Consider the following 19,466-nt stretch of genomic DNA (forward strand, 5'->3'; position numbering starts at 1 on the left):
GGCGTGCGGCCGGGCGCCGGGCGTCCGCTGTCGCGCGGGCGCGCGGCGAGGCTGGTCGCGTGTGCGGCCGCCGGCCAGGGCGCGCCGCAGCCCGACGGCGACGCGGGGCCACGCTGGCAGGCCGGTGCGGACGGGATGGGCTTCTGGCCGGGCGGCGACGCGGACGGGTTCGATGCGAGCGCGTGGGCGACCGATGCGGGCTCGGCCCGGCGTGGGGCCGCCGGTGCGGAGGGCGCGGCCGACGTGCCGCCGCGTGCGGTGCCGCTGACGGCAGGCAAGATCACGCTCGGCCAGAGGATGGCCGCATGCGGCCCGGCGCACGACGAGGGTGTCGGTGCCGTCGACGGCGCGGACGGGATCGGCTTCGCCGGCGATGACGACGGACAGGGCGGTGCACGCTGCGCATCGGCTGACGTACGCGAGGCAGCGGAGAGTGGTGCGGTCTCGCGGGGCGTCGTCCACGCGGACCGGATGCCGTACGAGCTGCATCCGATCGATCCGTCGCGGCTGCCCGACCTGCCTGCCGCGCAGGCGCCGCCGCTGATGGAGCAACTGATGGGCAGCGATCGCAACATGGTCGGCCTCGGCTGGCATTTCGTCGCGACGACGGGCCGTTCGACGCCCGTCACGACACGTACCGACGCGCTTGGGCTGAACAGCTTCCAGAACCAGGGTTCGCAGCTGTCGCTGAGCAACACGAATACGCTGGCGTTCACGTTGACCCACTTTTTCTCGGAAAACTGGGCGGCCGAACTCGGCGGCGGCATTCCGCCGGTGCTGACGCTGCGCGGGCACGGCAGCATCGGGCTGCCGCTCGACCGAATCTTCGCGGGCGTCCAGGGCCGGCTGCCGCTGATCGATCTCGCGAACACGCAAAGCAACCCGCTCGCGACCACGCGCGCGTGGCTCGGGTCCGTCGTATTCAAGTATTACCTCGGCGAGCGCGACGATCGTTTCCGCCCGTTCGCGGGCATCGGCATCAGCTATACGCGCTTCACGAACACGAACCTGAATCCCGTATTCCAGCGCAAGCTCGCGTCGCTCGGCGGGCTGCTCGCGGCGGGCTCGGACATCGGCAGCCTGCAGTCGCTGCTGCTCGACCCGTCGCTGTTCCAGCGCATCTGGGATGCCGGCGGCGACCTGCTGCTGTCGGGCAAGACCAACGTGTCGGCCAAGGTGAAGAGCGTGTGGGAGCCGGTGTTCACCGTCGGCGCGAGCTACCAGATCACGCGCCAGTTCTGGATCACCGGCATGGTGACCTATATCCCGTTACGTACGAAGATTACGCTGGACATCGACCAGCCGAACCGGCAGCTCGCGTCGAACACGTTCGATATTGCCGCGAACCCCGTGCTGGCCAGCGTGTTGCTCGCGTTCCGCTTCTGACTGGCGCGCCGGCCCTTTTTTCATGAATTTGACGCGCGACACTGGGATAATGTTGGAGTTTGGCTGCGTCAATGATGGAAGGAGGCCCCATGGGCGACAACGATACCCGCACCGAGACCGACGACCGCACCGATATGGAATCGATGGAGGCGCGCCAGCGCCGCTTCGAGGAAGATCTGGTCGACGCCTACGACGAAGAGCTCGAGATGGAGCTCGACGACCGCCGCTTCGACGACAACGACGACCTGCTGTTTTCGCAGGAGCGTCGCGAGGCGCGCAAGGAGTATTTCCGCGAGCTGTTCCGGCTGCAGGGCGAGCTCGTCAAGCTGCAGGACTGGGTCGTGAGCACCGGGCACCGGCTCGTCGTCATTTTCGAGGGGCGCGACGCGGCCGGCAAGGGCGGTGCGATCAAGCGCATCACGCAGCGGCTGAACCCGCGTGTTTGCCGGGTCGCCGCGCTGCCCGCACCGAGCAACCGCGAACGCACGCAATGGTATTTCCAGCGCTATGTCGCGCATCTGCCGGCCGGCGGCGAGATCGTGCTGTTCGACCGCAGCTGGTACAACCGCGCGGGCGTCGAGCGCGTGATGAACTTCTGTACCGACGAGGAATACGAGGAGTTTTTCCGTTCGGTGCCCGAGTTCGAGAAGATGCTGGTGCGCAGCGGGATCCAGATCGTCAAGTACTGGTTCTCGATCACCGATCATGAGCAGGAAGTGCGATTCCAGAGCCGGATCGAGGATCCGCTCAAGCAATGGAAGCTGAGCCCGATGGATCTCGAGAGCCGCCGCCGCTGGGAAGCCTACACGGCCGCGAAGGAAGAGATGCTGCTGCGCACGCACATTCCGGAAGCGCCGTGGTGGGTCGTGCAGGCCGTCGACAAGAAGCGCGCGCGGCTGAACTGCATTCACCATCTGCTGCAGCAGGTGCCGTATCACGAGGTCCCGCACGCGTCGATCGACCTGCCGCCGCGCGAGCATCACGAGGATTACATCCGCCGCCCGACGCCGGACGACATGATCGTGCCGGATACTTACTGAGCGGCCAGCGCGGATTCGATGCGATGAAGGGGCGCGCCGTGCAACGCGGCGCGCGGTTTTCTATCGAGCCAATCTGATTTTTCGGCGGAATTTGCCGGCAGCGGGATGACGGAGCGGGCGGCTCGCGTGCGTCACAGATCGGGAAAGCCCGATCGCCCTTGCGTCAGGTCGAACAACTCGATTCGCGCATTCGCGTCGGCGGTCTCGGGCAGCTTGATCACGAGCTTGACCGTCATCCCGTACGCGCTATCCACCAGTTCATAACCCGCCTGATCGATCCAGCGGCGCACGCGTGCCTCCTCGGGATAGCCGATCTCGATCGCGAGCCGCGTGTAGCGGATGCGCTCGATGCGCTCGGCATCGAGCAGCGCCGACGCGATTGCATCGGTGTACGCGCGCACCAGACCGCCCGCGCCGAGCTTCACGCCGCCGTAGTAACGCACGACTGCGCCGAGCACGCCATCGAGATCGTGATGGCGCAGCACTTCCAGGATCGGCCGGCCCGCCGTGCCCGACGGCTCGCCGTCGTCCGACATCCCCGACTGACCGCCTGCCAGCAGTGCCCAGCACACGTGCGTGGCCGTCGGGTGTTCGTCGCGCAGGCGTTGCAGCGCCTGCATCGCGGCGTCGCGGTCGTCGACGGGAATCGCGTACGCGATGAAGCGGCTCTTGCGGATCTCGAGTTCGCGGATGTAAGTGGTGGCGAGCGAGTACATCATGCGTCGCGACGGGGAAAGTGTAAGGAAATCAAGATGATGGAGGCGTATCGATTCTTTTGGTCCAGGCCCGGGCAGGCATGGGCCGGCTGCATGGGCGGGATGAAGACCGGATTTTACCGTGGCGCGCATCGAAGCATTTCGATGCCGTCGGAACCCGGCCTGCGTGATATGCCGGAGGCAGAAAAAGAGGCGCACCGATGTGAATGGTGCGGTGGTCGATATTCAGATATGGCGGCCTGGTCACGGTTGCCGTGACGCGGCGGATCCAGGGTCGGCATGGAGCGCGTAAAGCTCGGACACGCTGACCGCCTTGCGGCTGCTGTGTTCCACCGATCCTTCTTTCGTCCACAGGAACGGATAAAAGCTGAAGCATTGATCCGTCGTCAGATGCTGGACATCCGCTTGCCAGCCCGGCCAGCGCAAGCTCGCATAGAAGTCGTGCAGATTCTCGCCGAGCGACCACCGCACGAAGTCGCTGTACCCGATCTCGAGGGGCTCCCATTCCAGGGTGTCGGGCGCAAGGTAGTACACCGAACCCGTGTCGTCCCCGAGTGCGCCTCCGTTCAACGCGAAGAATCCGCCGACGGCATCGTCCGCGATCAATAGAAAGCCGGACGATCGCCCTTCATTCCAGCCGACGATGTCTCTGGGCAGCCGGGGATGGCCTGAGCCGAGCAGACGAAGGTAGCCCCCGTCCACCAGTATGCCGCCGGTCGAATAAGCGATTGCGCCCAGGGGCGATCGGGTGGTTACCTGAAGCGCGGAAAGCACTTCGCCGCTCCGATCGGAGGCGGGCAGTATTTCGCAACGGTGACTGGCTGCCGCCGCCCACTCGAGCAAATTCGGGAGCGCGGACTCGCGTTCGTTTACCAGTTCGTCCAGCGGACGCATGTGTTTTCTCCGGTTGTTCAAGCGCGACATCAGCGCACGCCGACCGACGACCGCAGCGCCGCGCCCAGCGTGCGCAGCGCCTGCCGGGCCCGCGCATCGGTCAGGTTCGAATAGAGCACCACGTCGCGCGTCGGCAAGGGCGGCAGCCCGTATCGCGCCCCCACGTCGACCGTCCCGACGGGCGCCACGCGATGCCCGAGCGCGGCGACGGCCAGCCCCGCAGACACCGCCGCACCGATCGTCGCCACGCCGCCGCCGACGAATACTTCCGTCCACGCGACACCGGCTTCGTCCAGCGCACCGATCGCCATGCGGCGCACGCTGCACGGCTCGGCCTGCGTCGCGAGCCGCAGCGGTTGCGGCGGATGGTACTCGAAATCGCTCGCGGCCATCCAGCCGAACGACTCCGACAGCAGGGTTTCACCGTCGAGGCGCCGGCTGTCGTGCTGCAGCGCGACGGCGGCATCGAGCTGGCCGCGGTCGAACGCGTCGAGCACGTCGCGCGACGCGGCGACCCGGATCTCCAGCACGAGCCCCGGTTCCGCTTCGCTCATGCGCCGAAGCAGCATCGGCAGATCGGCGCCGACGACGTGATGGCTCACGCCGATCACCAGCCGTCGCTGGCCGGCGCCGAACGCGCCGACCGCACCCTGGTGAGCGGCCACGAGCTCGCGCGCGGGTTCCAGGAACGCGGTGCCGTCGGCCGACAGGCGAACCTGCCGCGGCGTGCGTTCCAGCAGGCGGCGGCCGAGGCCGTCTTCAAGCCGCTTGATCTTCAGGCTCACCGCGGACTGCGTCGTGTCCATCGCCTCGGCAGCCCGCGTGAAGCTCTTGAGGTCGGCGGTCAGCACGAACGCCTGCACGGCTTCGATGTCGAGCGTCTTCATCGCTTACTCATCCATTTGGAAAATGAATCATTGAAATATTCTGCCATCGTCTTTTCAAATGATTCAAGGTCTTCTACGCTGTTCTCAAGCCGTTCGGAATCTCCCTTTTCCTTCCCAGGAGTCGATCATGCTGACCGCGTACTACGTGCACCGCCTGCCGGCGGACTACGATCTCGACATCATCCGCAATCGCGTGCGCGAGCGCGGCAGGCTCTGGGACGACACGCCGGACCTGGTGTTCAAGGGGTTCCTGCTGCGCGAGGCGGGCCGCTACGGTGCGACGGAAAACGGCTATGCGTCGCTTTATCTGTGGCGCAACGAACAGGCGTTCGCCGGGTTCGTCACGGACGGCCGCTACCGGGTCGTGACGGACAGTTTCGGGCGCGCGCCGATCGACGTGCAGGTCGCACTCGATGCGCGCAAGGGCAGTGCGTCGACGGGGCGCTTCGTGCGGCTGGAAGCCGTCGATATTCCGGCGGACGCCGACCTCGATGCGACGCTGGCACAGGAGATCGCGCGCAATCGAGACGTGGCGGCGCGGCAGGGGACGGTCGCGGTCGCCGTCAGCCTCGATCCGCTGCGCTGGCGGCTGACGCGAGTGCTCGTATCGGAACACGAACCGGACGACAGCGGCGCGGGCACGGTGTACCAGGTCCTGCATCTGGCCCGGCCGTTGCTCGATACGCTCGACGGGAGCGGGGTGTGATGACCTGCGTCGCGTCTCGATCGCGGGCCGGGCCGGCGGGCAGGCCGAGTGCCGCGGCATCGGTGCGGTTGCCGGCCGGACTGGCGATCGCCGCGCATCTGGCCGGGATGGCGGCGGGAATCGTCACGATCGCCGCGCTCGCGACGTTGCTGGCGCTGCTGTTCCGGTAACGATTGCCAGTGCGCGCGGGTGAATACGGAAGAGCCGGCCAACGACGCGCGCGGCCCTTCCGTCGGGTTATCGCCGCTCAGTGCCCCTGCAGCCGGATATCCCGCGACGACGCACCAACGTACACCGTTCCGCCCGGCACCACGCGCCAGCCGTTACGCGACGTATCCCACACACTCTGCATCCGCGGCGACACGGTCACGCGTACACGCCGCGTCTCGCCCGGATTCAGCCGGATCTTCTCCCAGCCGACCAGCCGCTTCGGCGGTTCGTCCTTGTACGGCACGCCGAGGTAGACCTGCGGCGTTTCCGCACCGGCGACGCGCCCGTCGTTGCGCACCGTGAACGCGACGCTCAGCGAGCCGTCCCATTGCTTCGCCACCGACAGCCCCGAATACGCGAAGTGCGTGTACGACAACCCGTAGCCGAACTCGAACATCGGCTTGATGTTGTGCGCGTCATACCAGCGATAGCCCATGTTCAGCTTTTCCGCGTAGACGGGATCGTTGTCGAACGCACCGTTTTGCCCCCAGGCCGGCGAATCCTGGTCGCGCGCGGGGAACGTGACGGGCAGCTTGCCGGACGGGTTGACCGCGCCGAACAGCACGTTCGCGATCGCCTTGCCGCCGGCCTCGCCCGGATACCACGCCTCGACGATCGCGGACACCTGGTCCTTCCACGGCATCAGCACCGGGTTGCCGCTCTGGACGACGACGATCGTGTGCGGATTCGCGCGCGCGACGGCTTCGACGAGCGCATCCTGATTCGACGGGTTCGCGAGGCTCAGGCTCTGGAGATCGCCGAAATCCTCGCCGGCCGGCTGCGCGACCACGACGATCGCGACGTCCGAGCGGCCCGCGAGTGCCGCGGCCTGGTCGATCTCCTGCTGCGTGTACGCGCGGAACGGCGACTGCTGGTCGCTGTTGCCCGCATACGTGACCTGCGCGGCCGGCGCGAGCGCGCGGATCGCCGCGACGATCGGCACGTCGACTTTCAGCCACGGATTGCGCCACCAGCTGCATCCCGTCGATGACCCGAACGTGAGGCCGCCGCAGCCCGCGAACGATCCCGAGACCGGGGCGCGCGTGTTGCCCGAGCCACCGCCCGACAGCACGGCCGCATCGGCATGGCCGCCGATCACGGCGATATGCGACAGCGCCGACGCGGCAAGCGGCAACTGGTTGCCGTCGTTCTTCAGAAGCACGATCGACTGCTCGGAAGCGGCCTGCGCGAACCGGTTCGCTGCCGCGAAATCGATCGCGCCGCCGCCCTTGGCCGGATCGTCCATCACGCCGACGCGGATCATCACCGCGAGCTTGCGCCGCACCATGTCGTCGAGTCGTGCTGTCGACACCGAGCCGTTCGCAATGGCCTGCTTGACGGCCGTCGGCGTCAGGTACACGGACGGCCCGACGTCTTCTTCCTCGTCGAGCCCGGCGTTGATCGCGGCGGCGGTGCTGTGCGTCGCGCCCCAGTCGGACTGCACCTGGCCCTGGAAGCCCCATTCGTTCTTCAGCACGTCGTTCAGCAGGTGAGGGTTCTCGCACGCATACGCGCCGTTCAGGCGGTTGTAGCTGCACATCACGCTGCCGGGCCGCCCGCGCTTCGCGGCGATCTCGAACGGCAGCAAGTAGATCTCGCGCAGCGTGCGCTCGTCGATCTGCGTGTTGCCGCCCATGCGGCCGTGCTCCTGCTCGTTGCCGGCGTAGTGCTTGATGGTCGCGATGACCTTCTGCCGCTGCGTGGCAAGCGTGCGTTCGGCGAGCAGGTCGCCGGCCAGCAGCGGATCCTCGCCGAGATACTCGAACAGGCGGCCGCCGCGCGGTTCGCGTGCGAGATTGGTGCCGCCGCCGAGACCCATGCCGAACCCTTGCGCGCGCAACTGGATCGCGACCTGCTTGCCGTAGTCGTACGACAGGCGGCGATCCCAGCTCGCGGCGACGGCGATCGTCGCGGGGAACGTCGTGCTGGCCTGCGACGTGCTGCCGGAACCCGTCGCCGAATCGACCATGTTCAGGTCGGGAATGCCGAGCCTCGGCACGCCCTGGATGTAGCCGGCGCCGCCGCCCGGCACCTTCGACATTTCGTATTGCGAATGAATGAACTGAAGTTTTTCGTCGAGCGTCATCTTGCGCACGAGCAGGTCGGCGCGCCGGACCGCCGCGGCGGACGCGAACGCATCGGTGGCGTCGCCTTGCGCATTGAAATCGGCATCGCCCGCGTAGGCGGTGGTGCAGAGGGTCGCTGCCAGCACGACGGCCGGCCAGAGTGTGTCCCGCATGTTGCTCTCCATGATCGTATTGCCGGTTGTTCGGATGATGTCTGGAGCTGCGCACGTCCGATGGATTCGCACTGGACGCATACGGCTGGCGATGCTGGGTGATTGCGCGTCGGCATGCCAGATCAGGCGGGGAATCGTTACGGCCGGATGGGCCCGACCGGCGCACGCGGGCGGCGACGCACGGGCCGCCCGACGCTGCCGAATCGGATGTAGCGATTCTCTGCAGCGACTAATGGTATGAATGTAGTTTGACTACAGCATCGGTGTTTATACCGATATGTCCGATCTTTCTTCGGCTCGGTCGCGCGGCGGGGTGGAAAGACGGTCATCGTTCCCGATCGATGGGGTTCGGCCGGGTAAGAAGTACCTTGAGGCAGGCGCTTTTGCGGGGAAGATGCCGACGTGGGCAATCCGGTTCGTTGCGTGCGCATCGAACCGGACCGGGCCACGCACTCGGCGGCTTACTTCGTGACGAGCGCGCCGGTCAATCCGGCGCTGATCGCCGGCAGCAGCAGGTTCAGCACGCGGCTTGCGCGGACGAGCCCGGTGTTGTCGACATAGACGACGTCCTTCGACGTCAGCGGGAACTGGTTCGCGAGCAGCATCGACACCGGCGACTGCATGTCGAGGTGATAGATGACGGGGGCGCTGTCGGCGGCCTTGCGCAGCACGAACACCTGCTTGGCATTCGAGGTCTGCTGGTTGAGCTGGCCGGCCTGCGTGAGCGCTTCACTCAGCGTGAGCGTACCGTCGCGCAGCGGCGCGACGGCTTGCGGCCTGACCACTTCGCCCATCACGTACACGGGATTGTCGTCGCGCGCGCCTACATGCAGCATGTCGCCGGGCTTCAGCATGATGTCCGCCGGATTCTTCCCCGTCCTCATCATCTGCGCGACGTTCAGCGGATAGATCGTGCCGTTGCGGGTGATCGTGACGCGGCTCTGATCCGCGGTCGGCGCGAATCCGCCCGCGCGGCTGACGGCTTCGATCAGCGTCATCGGAATGTCGTTGATCGCCTGCGCGCCCGGGTTGCGCACTTCGCCGTCGATATAGACCTGCGTCGCGCGGAACGAGGCGACGCGAACCGTGACCTGCGGCTTGACGAACACCTTGCTGAGCTCGGTCTTGACCTCGTGCTGGATCTGCGCGACGGTTTTCCCGACTGCATGGATCGGCCGCGGGACGTACGGAAACTGCACGTTGCCGCTGCTGTCGACGACGAAGCCGGGCGCGGCGTCTGCGGCCTTCGTGTTTTGCACGGGCTGCCCGGCGGCCGTCGCGAATTCGGGGTGATCCCACACCGTGATCTGCAGCACGTCGCCGGCACCGAGCCGGTACATGTCCGACTTCGCGAACAGGTTCGGCGGGATGGACGCGGCGGGGGCGCGCTTCTGTTCGGCCCGGATCTGCTCGATCTGCGTCAGGTCGATCTGCTTGACCGGCACCTGCATGTCGCTGGTCACGTCGCCGTTGTCGGCGGTCGTGACCGGCAACGCGGTCGAACTCATGTGCTGCCCCGGCACGACCGTGCATGCGGAAAGGATCGCGACGGTTGCGAAGGAGAGCGCGATGCACATGCCGTGCACGGCAGTGCGAGTGTGGCCCGGCGCCACGGAATCGAACGGTAGAACGTTTTTCATTTTTGTGTCCAGCAGCGATGAATCGATTGATACGTTATCCGGATCGAATTCGGGCCGCTCGTCGCGTGCCCGCTTCGTTCCGAACATCGTGATGACGCTTCCCGGCGGCATTCAGGAACCGGGCAATCGGCGCGTGTTTCGCCGCGGCATCGCTTCCGAAAGCAATTGTCAAAAACCGGCAATGACGGAAGGACGTCGTCGCGCGTGGCCGGGAACGTGACGGCGTTTTTCATGCCGTTTCGCCCGTCGCCGGGCCGATCGCGAACAGAGCGTAACGCAGGTTGGACGCTTCGAAATCGCGGCGGCGGCTTAATGTAAGCCATCGCACGCAGCGTGCCGGACATCTATCGCATAGTGGCGCCAACGAACATGGCCGTGCATTCCCGGCGGAATGTGCGGGAGCGGGAACGGCATCGTGCCGGCGTCCGGCTCATTGTCTGCGAGAGATTTCATGACACGCTTCATTGCCCGTTCGAGGGCGCCTTTGCGGTTGGGTTTGGGCGGCGGCGGAACCGACGTGCCGCCTTATTCGGACCGGTTCGGCGGTCTGGCGCTGAATGTGACGATCGAGAAGTTTGCGTACGCGTCGATCGCGCCGCGCGACGACGCGAAGGTCGAACTGGTCGCGGCCGATACGGATACCCGATGGATCGGCCCCGTGTCGCCGGTGCTCGAGGTGCAGAACGGGCTCGGGCTGCACGTGGGCGTCTACAACCGGATCGTCCGCGATTTTCACGGCGGCCATCCGCTGGCCGTCACGATCACGACGTGCTCCGAAGCGCCTCCGGGCTCCGGGCTCGGATCGTCGTCGACGATCGTCGTCGCGCTGGTCAGGGCCTTCTGCGAACTGCTGTCGCTGCCGCTCGGCGAATACGACATCGCCCACCTCGCGCACGACATCGAGCGGGAGGATCTCGGGCTTGCCGGCGGCAAGCAGGATCAATACGCGGCGACGTTCGGCGGGCTGAACTTCATGGAGTTCTACGGCGATCGCGTGATCGTCAATCCGTTGCGGATCAAGCAGGAAATCAAGGCCGAGATGGAGGCGTCGCTCGTGCTGTATTACACGGGCGTATCGCGCGAGTCGGCCAACATCATCAAGGAACAAAGCAGCAACGTGACGGAAGGCGTGGTCGATTCGCTGGCCGCGTTGCACGAAGTGAAGGACGAGGCCGTGCGCATGAAGGAGGCCGTGCTGCGCGCCGATTTCGACGCGTTCGCCGCGTCGATGCGCGACGCATGGGAATCGAAGAAGCGGATGGCGAAGAACATCTCGAACTCGATGATCGACGACCTGTACCGCGTCGCGGTCCGGGCCGGCGCGAAGGCGGGCAAGGTGTCCGGCGCGGGCGGCGGCGGCTTCATGATGTTCTTCGTCGATCCGGTCGAACGGCCGGCCGTGATGCGCGCGCTGGATGCATACAACGGGATCAATGGCCAGGTGCTCAACTGTACGTTCACCGACATCGGTGCACAGTCGTGGAGAAAGAATCAATGACGATCGCGGTAGAGAGCGAAATTCGCCAGACGTTGTCGGTGCTGACGGCGCTCGTGTCGGACCGCGAGCAAGTGGCGCGGATCGAGCAGGTGGCCGAGCGCGTGACGGAGGCGCTGCGCGCGGGCAACAAGATCCTGCTGGCGGGCAATGGCGGCAGCGCGGCGGACGCGCAGCACATCGCCGGCGAATTCGTCAGCCGTTTCAATTTCGATCGGCCGGGCCTCGCGGCGTTTGCGCTGACCGTGGACAGCTCGGTCATGACCGCGATCGGCAACGACTACGGCTACGAGAAACTGTTCGAGCGCCAGATCCAGGCGACGGGACGCCCCGGCGACATCTTCTGGGCGTATTCGACGTCCGGGCGTTCGCCGAACATCCTGCGTGCGCTGGAAGTGGCCCGGACGGCCGGCATGTTTTCGGTCGGGTTCACCGGCAACGGCCCCGGTGCCGCCGAAATGCGCAAGCGTGCCGACCTCTGCATCGAGATTCCGTCCGCGTCGACACCGAAGATCCAGGAAGGGCATCTCGTGTGCGGCCACATCATTTGCGGCATCGTCGAAGAGCGGATCTTTGCATGAACGCGATGCTGCCCTGCCTGATCCTTGCCGGCGGCCTCGGTACGCGGCTGCGCCCGGTGCTGGGCGACACGCTGCCGAAGGCGCTCGCGCCGATCGACGGCGAGCCGTTTCTGTACTGGATGCTGCAGGGGCTCCGGCAGCAGGGCGTGAAGGAGGTGGTGCTGTCGCTCGGCTACGGCAGCGGCCCGATCAAGGCGCTCGTGACGTCGCGCGATTTCGGCATCGCGATTTCCGTGGTCGAGGAGGACGAGCCGCTCGGCACCGGCGGCGCGATCGTTCACGCGCTGAAGGCCAGCGGCGAGCGCGACATGATCGTGATGAACGGCGATACGTGGTCGAACCTGGATGTGCATGCCTTGTCGGCGTTCTATCGCGCGACGCGCGCTGATCTCGTCGTGGCGGCAACGCGGGTCGACGATGCGTCGCGCTACGGCACGCTCGAATTCGACGCGACCTCGCGCAGGCTGTCGGCATTCCGCGAGAAGCGCCCGGCGCAGGGCTACATCAATGCGGGCACGTACGTCGTCAACGCGCGCACGCTGCTCGGTTGCGCGCTGCCGGAGAAATTCTCGTTCGAGCAGGACTTCCTGGGCGAACGGTTCGACGCGCTCGACATCCGTGTGTTTCCGGAGGTCACGGCATTCATCGACATCGGTGTGCCGGCGGACTACCGACGTGCGCAAACCGTCATTCCGCCGATGCTGGAGACGCGAACCAGTGAAGCGTAAGGCACTGTTCCTGGATCGCGACGGCGTGATCAACGTCGACTACGGCTACGTGCACCGGCATCAGGACTGCGTGTTCGTCGACGGCATTTTCGATCTCGTGCGGCTGGCCAATGCGACCGGTCACCAGGTGGTCGTCGTGACGAATCAGGCCGGCATCGGCCGCGGGTATTTTTCGGAGTCGCAGTTCGTCGCGTTCATGGAATGGATGCGGCGCAGGTTCGACGAGCGGGGCGCGAGAATCGACCGCGTCTATTTCTGCCCGCATCACCCGGTGGCCGGGATGGGCCGCTACCGGCAGGCGTGCGCATGCCGGAAACCGCAGCCCGGGATGCTGCACGACGCGCGGCGCGATCTCGATCTCGACCTGTCCGCGTCGATCCTGGTCGGCGACAAGCAGTCCGATCTCGATGCGGGCGCGCGCGCCGGCGTCGGGCGTCGCTTCCTGTTCGTGGGCGACCAGCCCGGCCGTGCGGAAGCCGATCCGGCGGCCGACGTCGTCGCACGGCTCGCCGACATCGGCGCGGCGCTGCTGGGTACGGAGATCGCCGCCGCGCGTGCGTAGGGGGCGGCAGCATCGACGACGGCATGCCGGAATGACACGAGCGAGGGCTCGGGAACGGACGCCGGCCGTCGCGCCCGTCGGGCGGAAACACACGGGGAATCCAGGTTCGCGGGGCGCGGTTTCCCCGATCGGCACTGAAGGATTTCCAGCCGGAATTTCAAAGACATGAACGTGAACAACAACGCGCGTAAAGCGGCGAAGCCAGCCGGATCTTCCATTCTGGAGTTCAGCATGAAGATGGACCGACCTGCATTTACCGGGCATCAAAACGAAACGAAACACGCCGGCTGGAATGCGACGCGGTTGTCGCCGATCGATTTGCTGGAGAACGTACTCGACAACGGGCGCCTCTTCGCGGCCGTGTTCGCGGCCTGCCTGCTGCTGGCGATCGTCTATGCGGTTGCGGCAACGCCGGTGTATTCGGCTGACACGCTGATCCAGATCGAAGAGAACAAGGCCAGTGCACTGGGATCGCTGTCGTCGATCTCGAAGGCGCTCGATATCCAGAATTCGGCCGTGGTCGGCGAAATCGACATCGTCCGCTCGCGTTCGGTCGTCGTGGAAGCAATGAATGCGACGGCCGCACAGGCCGAGGTGTCGGTCGAGAACCGGTTTCCGGTCATTGGCGGCCTCATCGGTTCGCTCATGCCGAAAGACGCGAACGGTCTCGCCGATGCGCCGCTCGGGATGTCGTCGTGGGCATGGGGCGGCGAGCGCCTGGAGTTCAGGACGTTCGAGGTGCCGGCCGCGCAGGCCGGCAAGTCGCTGGCGTTCGATTATCTCGACGACAACCGGTTTCGGCTGAAGGACCGCAGCGGTCAGGTGGTGCTGAGCGGGGTGGTCGGCGTACCGAGCGAGAGCAACGGCTATCGCGTCGACGTGGCGCGGATCGTCGCGCGCCCCGGCGCGGAATTCCGCGTGCGGTGCGTCGCCACCGACGTGCGTCTCGAAGCAATCCTGAAGAAGCTGGGCGTGACCGAGACGAAGCGGCAGTCGGGCATCATGCAGCTGAGTTTCGAGGACGCCGATCCGGTCTTTGCCGCGCGCATGCTCAACGCGATCGCCGCGGCCTACCTGAGCTTCAACGCGAGACGCCGCGCCGACGATGCCGAGCGCAGTCTCGCGTTCCTCAACGCGCAGATGCCGATCGTCAAGGCACGGCTGCAACAGGCCGAGCAGGCGCTGAACGCGTTTCGCAACCAGCAGGGTTCGATCGACGCGCAGGGCGACATCCGGCTGCTCGTCGAGCAACTGGCGTTCGTCGACAAGTCGCGGCTCGAGACCAAGCTCGCGTACCAGGACCTGTTGTCGAAATACGTGCCGGGGCAACCGCAGGTCGTGGCGGCAGCCAACAAGCTGAAGGAACTCGACAAGCAGGCCGCGGTGCTGAAGGAGAAAGCCGCGCGGCTGCCGTCGCAGCAGCAGACGTACTTGCGTCTGGCGCGCGACGTCGAGGTCAACAATCAGCTCTACGTCGGGTTGCTGAACAACACGCAGCAGTTGCAGATCGCGGAAGCCGGCACGGTCGGCAACGCGTCGATCGTCGACAAGGCGGTCGTCAGCGACAAGCCGGTCCGGCCGAAGCGCCTGATCGCGATCCTGGCCGGTGCCGTGACCGGACTGATGCTGGGCTTTCTCGTCGCGCAGGGCCGTGCATTGCTGGCTGGGCGCATTCGCGATCCGCATGACCTGGAGGCGGCACTCGGCATCCCGATGCTCGGCATTCTGCCGAATTCGCGCCGCCAGGCCGAAGCGGATGCGAACCGCACGCCGGCATTCATCGCGACGAAGGAGCCGGCCGACGTGCCGCTGGCCGACGCGATGGACAGCCTGGCGTTGACGTTGCGGCACCGGCTGGCCGCGTATGGCGGCGATGCGAAGGTCGTGCTGGTGTCGTCCGCGGCGCCGGCGCAGGGCAAGTCGATGATCGCCGCCAATCTCGCGTACCTGTACGCCGAGAAGGGGCTCAAGACGGTGATCGTGGACGCCAACGTGCGCGCGCCGGGGCTGCATCGCTATCTGCCGGTCACGGCGACGAAAGGCCTGTCCGACGTACTGAAGGACGCGCTGCCGGTCGATGATGCGATCACCCGCGTCGCCGGCCGGCTCGATGCGCTGTCCGCCGGCAAGCAGGGCGCGTCGACGCGCAACCTGTTCGACCAGGCACGTCTCGACGCGCTGGCCGCGTCGTTGCGGAGCCGGTACGACATGGTCATCGTGGATGCGCCGTCCGCGCTGCCGGTGGCCGACCTCGCGGCATTGTCGCGCGTTGCGGACATGACGCTGCTGGTAGCCCGCCAGGGTTCGGCGAACTCGGCCGGCGTCACGGATGCGCTCGACAGCCTGGGCAAGATCGGCGTGCGCATCGACGGGCTGGTGTTCAACGGCTTCGAGCCGTCGCCGTTGCGCGGCATTCGCCGGATCGGCGCCGGCTTCGCCGCGGCGCGCGCCTGATCGCATGGGTGATTCGATGCTATTGGGCGAGGAGTGCATCGCATGAGTGATTCGATGGCAAGCAAGGATGGACTGCGGCGCGACGCGCAGGTGGTGCGGGTCGTATGGTTTCTCGGCCCGCGGCCGGTGAGCTGGAATGGGGTCATGCGATACAGCCTCAAATGCATCGACTTCATCCCGGTATTGGCGGGATTCGACGTGGAGCCGGTCGACATTCCGGCCGCGCCGCGCTCGTTCCGGCGCTACTGGACGCAGTTCGTGCTGTACCCGCTGCGCGCGGTCGCGGCGGCGCGCGCCGGGCACTTCGTGATGCTGTACCAGGAAGACCTGGCGTTCATGATTCCGCTGGTGCGGTGGGCGGGCGGCCGCGTCGGCATCGTGCTGCATCACGTGCAGCGTCCGGGGCAGGTGCGCGGCGTCGTCGAAAAGCTGAAGAATGCGTACATGCGGCTGACGCAGTCGCTGATCGCGACCGCGGACGTGGTGCTCGCGCCGTCGGAGGTGACGGCGCAGGAAGCGCTGGCGGACCTGCGCATCCGTGCCGACCGGATACAGGTCGTACCCAATGCGTTCGACGATCGCTATACGCCGATCGACGCCGCGGTGCGCGAACGGGCGCGCGCGATGTTGCTGACCCGCTTCGGCATCCATATTGACGCAGCGCTGGTCGTGCTGAACGTCGGCTCCGACGAAACACGCAAGAACAATGCGACGCTGTTTCGCGCGATGGCCTTGCTCGGGCGCAAGGACGTGATGGTGCTGCGGGTGGGCAGCGCGCAGAACCAGGCCAATCGCGACGAATGCCGGGACATCGCCGCACAGGCGGGATTCGCCGCGCATTTCGTCGAGAACGTCGGCGACGACGATCTCGGCTACTTCTTCCAGGCATCGGATCTGTACGTGTCGCCGACGCTGCACGAAGGCTTCGGCCGCACGGTGATCGAGGCGCAGTTCGTCGGCCTTCCGGTCGTCGCGTCGGATTTGCCGGTGTACCGCTACACGATGGGCGAGTCGTTCGTGGCCGTTGCCGATGCGACGGATGCCGCCGAATGGGGCAGGCAGATCGAACGCGTCGCGGGCGACCCGTCGCTGCGGGCCGATCGGGTGAGCGCCGGGCGGGTGAACGCGCAGCGTTTTTCGTCCGGCGCGGTGAGCGCGGAGTTGCATGGTGCGCTGGACCGGGCCGTGCATGACCGGCCGCGCGCAGGACGGACGCAAGCGTGAAAGAGGCGGCGATGCGAACGATTCAGGCCGACGGCCGGGCCGCGGCTTTCACGGGGCTGGCCGTGTCGACGCTGTTCATCCTCGCATTGACGATCAATGCGATGCTGCCGGCGCTCGGCGCGATGGAACCGAGCGCGACCTGTACGTTGCTGGTGGCGGTCGCGGGTTTGGTCGCTCTGGTTGTTGCCCGCCCGGTGTTCGCCGTATCGATGCTCTACACGCTGGTGATCGGATTGACCGCGTTCGTGGCCGGCGTGGGGATCGAATCCGGCGGATTCCTGCGGGAAACGGACATCTTCGGTGTCGCGAACGGCGCGTTCAGCCGGCTGCTGTCGTTCTACGCGATCTTCGTCGCGTGCGCGCTGTTCGCGTTCGAGCGGTTCCTGAACGAGCGCCTGGTGCACGTGCCGATCCGCGCGCGGATGACGCGCCAGCCGGTCAGCGTCGTGCTCGGGCTGGGGCTGGTCGGCGCGATCCTCGCGACGGGCGTGCTGGCGGGCCTGACGGGTGGCTTCGCGGTGCTGAGCGGCGTCAACCGCTACGCGCTGCGCAACGACGCGTCGAATAGCTCGCTGTTCAATCTGTTCCTGAACAACCAGACGTTCGTCGCCGTGCTGCTCGGCACCTTCTGCACGAGTTCGAACCGGAGCGTGCGATGGGGGGCCGTCGCCCTGATCGTCGCCGACCTGGTGCTCGAAGCGTTGCACGGCGAGCAGTTCATGGCCGTGCTGCACGTGTGCCTGACGTTTCTGATCCCGTTCATCGCCATTCACGCGATGAACGGCAAGCCGGTGATGCGCTACCTCGGGATCGGCTCGGTCATCGCGCTCGTGATCGGCAGCGTGTCCGTGTTCTATGCGTACCGCGGGCAGGGGCTGGACATCGCGGAGACGGTGGTGTCGCGGTTTCTCGAACAGGGGCAGGCGTGGTACGTGGTCGACGGCGACGCACACCTGTTCAGCGCGCCGACGCTCGGAGGCATGGCGGCGTTCGGGCGCTTCGTGGGTTCGCTGGGCTCGTTCACCGAACCGACGTTCTTCAGCGATGCGCCGGTGAGCGGCCTGCGCGACCTGATGCTGTCGTACGGCACGCCCGAGATCCTGAAGGCCTACGTGTTCGACGACGTCACGTTCACGATGGGCAACGTGGCGGTGCCCGTGTACTGGTTCGGCTATGCGGGCGGCGCGCTCTTCGTCGCGTTGACGGGCGCGATCTACGGCGCGGCGAGCGCGATCCTGATCCGGGTCGCGATGCGCGGCGGGGTCGTGATGCTGTGGCTGGCCACGAAGATTTTTGCGTACGCGACCTATGCGATCCAGCAGGGCGATTACTGGACGCTGTTCGGCGCGCGCACGCTGTTCTACTTGGCGATCGCGCTGGTCTGGTGGTACTGCATCGACGCAAGGCGCGCGAACGCCGACGCGAAATGGATGGGGACGGGGGCATCTTGAACGCGTTCGTCAGGCTTCTGTTTTCGTCGTTCGCGGGCGTGGTGTGCGAAAAGATCATCGGGGCGCTCGCGGCGATCGCGAGCAATCACCTGTTCGCGAACATCTACGGCGCGCGCCTGTTTGGTGAATTGCAGTTCGCGTTGTCGCTCGCGTACGTGATCGGCAGCGTTGCGCTGATTTTCGGTGCGCAGGTGATCCAGCCGATCCTCGGCAAGCATCCGCGCTTGCGGCACATGGTCGTCTACCGCGCGTTCCGTCTGCGGCTCACGCTGACGCTGGCCGTGATGCTGCTGTTCATGGGCATCGTGGTGATCGTCATGCGGCCGTCGAGCGTCTCCGAGCTCACGCTGATCGCGGCCTTCGCGCTGATCGTGGAGCCGATCGCGCTCGGTTCGCTGATGGCGTATGCCGAATCCCGTCCGTGGGTCATCACGCGGGCGAGGGCCTATGCAAGCTGCGTCCGCGTGCTGTGGCTGTACGTCGCGGCGCATGCGTCGATGGGCGTGATCGTCGCGGCGTTCGCGTGGCCGCTCGAGGCATGCGTGGCGGCCGCCGCGCCGTTCAGCCGCTATCGCGCGCTGGCGCTGACGTCGCCGAAATCGTTCCGCGGCAGCGCGGCCGTCACGAAAGCGCTGGTCGTGCGCGGGCTGCGGATCTGGCCGGCCATCGCGGCCAGTGTGCTGGTGCTGCGCATGGACCGGCTGCTGCTCGGCGTGCTGGTCTCCAAGGCCGATCTCGGCATTTACGCGTCGGCGGCGTCGCTGGTCGAACAGTGGAATTCGGTCGGCACGACGCTGGCGCTGGCGTTGGCGCCGAGCATGGTCTTCGCGGCGCGGACCGAGTCGCTGGTGCGCGCCAAGGCGTTGAAGCTCGGCCTGTATCTCGGCCTCGTCGGCTGTGTCGCGTGGGTCGGCAGCTGGTTCATCGGCCGCAAGGTGTTCCTGATGATCTACGGGCCCGCGTTCGTCGACGGCGTGCCGATCATGATCTACGCGACCGGCTGCTCGATCGCCACGTTCGTCGATGCGGGGCTGAGCACGTGGCTCCTGGCCGTGCGCCGCTACCGGCTCATCATGGTCAAGCAGGTGCTGATCGTCGCGGCGATCGTCGCCGCGCCGTTCGTCATGCCGCGCGCGCTGGTGATGTATGCGCCGTCGACGGGGATCGCCGTCTCGCTCGTCGCGTTCTGGTGCGTCGTGCTTGGCCATCTTTTCCATAACAGGGCGCGTCCATGAACGGCCGGTTCAATGCGG

The 19,466-nt window shown here is 66.5% G+C and carries 18 protein-coding genes; 13 read left to right on the forward strand and 5 right to left on the reverse strand.

Annotation, left to right across the window (positions count from 1 at the left end; genetic code table 11):
* Positions 1-3: 3 nt before the first annotated feature.
* Both G3O06_RS30810 and ppk2 read left to right on the forward strand, forming a co-directional pair.
* On the forward strand, positions 4-1,386 hold the full coding sequence (locus tag G3O06_RS30810; RefSeq protein ID WP_205818483.1) for an OmpW family protein: 1,383 nt from the start codon (positions 4-6) through the stop codon (positions 1,384-1,386).
* 89 nt (positions 1,387-1,475) lie between these two features.
* Positions 1,476-2,426 (forward strand): polyphosphate kinase 2, encoded by a 951-nt coding sequence (gene ppk2, locus G3O06_RS30815; protein ID WP_174917287.1) that lies wholly within the window; start codon positions 1,476-1,478, stop codon positions 2,424-2,426.
* 131 nt (positions 2,427-2,557) lie between these two features.
* Here the strand turns inward: ppk2 and G3O06_RS30820 are convergent, their stop codons facing one another.
* From G3O06_RS30820 to G3O06_RS30830, 3 genes are all read right to left on the reverse strand, one after another.
* Positions 2,558-3,145, reverse strand: coding sequence for a YigZ family protein (locus tag G3O06_RS30820; RefSeq protein WP_174996422.1), 588 nt, complete (start codon positions 3,143-3,145; stop codon positions 2,558-2,560).
* A 240-nt stretch (positions 3,146-3,385) separates the two neighbouring features.
* On the reverse strand, positions 3,386-4,036 hold the full coding sequence (locus G3O06_RS30825) for a DUF2625 domain-containing protein (RefSeq protein WP_205818466.1): 651 nt from the start codon (positions 4,034-4,036) through the stop codon (positions 3,386-3,388).
* 29 nt (positions 4,037-4,065) lie between these two features.
* Positions 4,066-4,923, reverse strand: coding sequence for a LysR family transcriptional regulator (locus G3O06_RS30830; RefSeq protein ID WP_174917285.1), 858 nt, complete (start codon positions 4,921-4,923; stop codon positions 4,066-4,068).
* 127 nt (positions 4,924-5,050) lie between these two features.
* Here G3O06_RS30830 and G3O06_RS30835 point away from each other — a divergent pair, with 127 nt between their 5' ends.
* Together G3O06_RS30835 and G3O06_RS30840 are read left to right on the forward strand one after the other, a co-directional pair.
* Positions 5,051-5,629 (forward strand): DUF4865 family protein, encoded by a 579-nt coding sequence (locus G3O06_RS30835; protein WP_205818467.1) that lies wholly within the window; start codon positions 5,051-5,053, stop codon positions 5,627-5,629.
* Positions 5,629-5,799: a hypothetical protein gene (locus tag G3O06_RS30840; protein WP_205818468.1), complete on the forward strand. Its 171-nt coding sequence runs from the start codon at positions 5,629-5,631 to the stop codon at positions 5,797-5,799. Before G3O06_RS30835 ends, G3O06_RS30840 begins: the two co-directional genes overlap by 1 nt.
* Positions 5,800-5,876: 77 nt before the next feature.
* On the opposite strand, the gene G3O06_RS30845 is transcribed toward G3O06_RS30840, so the two are convergent.
* Positions 5,877-8,078, reverse strand: a complete 2,202-nt coding sequence (locus G3O06_RS30845; protein ID WP_205818469.1) for a glycoside hydrolase family 3 C-terminal domain-containing protein — start codon at positions 8,076-8,078, stop codon at positions 5,877-5,879.
* Between the two features lie 461 nt (positions 8,079-8,539).
* Positions 8,540-9,655: a polysaccharide biosynthesis/export family protein gene (locus tag G3O06_RS30850; protein ID WP_241020330.1), complete on the reverse strand. Its 1,116-nt coding sequence runs from the start codon at positions 9,653-9,655 to the stop codon at positions 8,540-8,542.
* 67 nt (positions 9,656-9,722) lie between these two features.
* Between G3O06_RS30850 and G3O06_RS30855 the strand changes: the two genes are divergently transcribed.
* The 9 genes from G3O06_RS30855 (at position 9,723) to G3O06_RS30895 (ending at position 19,448) form a co-directional block, all read left to right on the forward strand.
* Entirely contained in the window at positions 9,723-9,938 is a 216-nt protein-coding gene (locus G3O06_RS30855; RefSeq protein ID WP_205818471.1) for a hypothetical protein, read from the forward strand.
* A gap of 231 nt (positions 9,939-10,169) precedes the next feature.
* Positions 10,170-11,216 carry a dehydrogenase gene (locus tag G3O06_RS30860; RefSeq protein WP_174917281.1) on the forward strand — a complete coding sequence of 349 codons (1,047 nt, stop codon included), beginning with the start codon at positions 10,170-10,172 and terminating at the stop codon, positions 11,214-11,216.
* Positions 11,213-11,794 (forward strand): D-sedoheptulose 7-phosphate isomerase, encoded by a 582-nt coding sequence (locus G3O06_RS30865; protein ID WP_174917280.1) that lies wholly within the window; start codon positions 11,213-11,215, stop codon positions 11,792-11,794. The genes G3O06_RS30860 and G3O06_RS30865 overlap by 4 nt, the downstream gene beginning before the upstream one ends.
* A complete protein-coding gene (locus G3O06_RS30870; RefSeq protein WP_241020327.1) occupies positions 11,791-12,522 on the forward strand; it encodes a nucleotidyltransferase family protein in 732 nt (243 codons plus the stop codon). Before G3O06_RS30865 ends, G3O06_RS30870 begins: the two co-directional genes overlap by 4 nt.
* The gene (gmhB, locus tag G3O06_RS30875; RefSeq protein ID WP_205818473.1) at positions 12,512-13,084 is read left to right on the forward strand and encodes a D-glycero-beta-D-manno-heptose 1,7-bisphosphate 7-phosphatase; all 573 of its coding nucleotides are present in this window, start codon (positions 12,512-12,514) and stop codon (positions 13,082-13,084) included. The genes G3O06_RS30870 and gmhB overlap by 11 nt, the downstream gene beginning before the upstream one ends.
* 231 nt (positions 13,085-13,315) lie before the next feature.
* Positions 13,316-15,538 (forward strand): GNVR domain-containing protein, encoded by a 2,223-nt coding sequence (locus G3O06_RS30880; RefSeq protein ID WP_205818474.1) that lies wholly within the window; start codon positions 13,316-13,318, stop codon positions 15,536-15,538.
* Between the two features lie 42 nt (positions 15,539-15,580).
* Complete coding sequence (locus G3O06_RS30885) at positions 15,581-16,762, forward strand: glycosyltransferase (protein ID WP_205818475.1); 1,182 nt, start codon at positions 15,581-15,583, stop codon at positions 16,760-16,762.
* Between the two features lie 11 nt (positions 16,763-16,773).
* Complete coding sequence (locus tag G3O06_RS30890; RefSeq protein WP_205818476.1) at positions 16,774-18,213, forward strand: DUF6418 domain-containing protein; 1,440 nt, start codon at positions 16,774-16,776, stop codon at positions 18,211-18,213.
* A complete protein-coding gene (locus G3O06_RS30895; RefSeq protein ID WP_174983625.1) occupies positions 18,210-19,448 on the forward strand; it encodes a hypothetical protein in 1,239 nt (412 codons plus the stop codon). The genes G3O06_RS30890 and G3O06_RS30895 overlap by 4 nt, the downstream gene beginning before the upstream one ends.
* The last annotated feature ends 18 nt before the right edge of the window (positions 19,449-19,466 follow it).

The sequence above is a fragment of the Burkholderia sp. Ac-20345 genome (assembly GCF_017104825.1).
Taxonomy (GTDB): domain Bacteria; phylum Pseudomonadota; class Gammaproteobacteria; order Burkholderiales; family Burkholderiaceae; genus Burkholderia; species Burkholderia lata_B.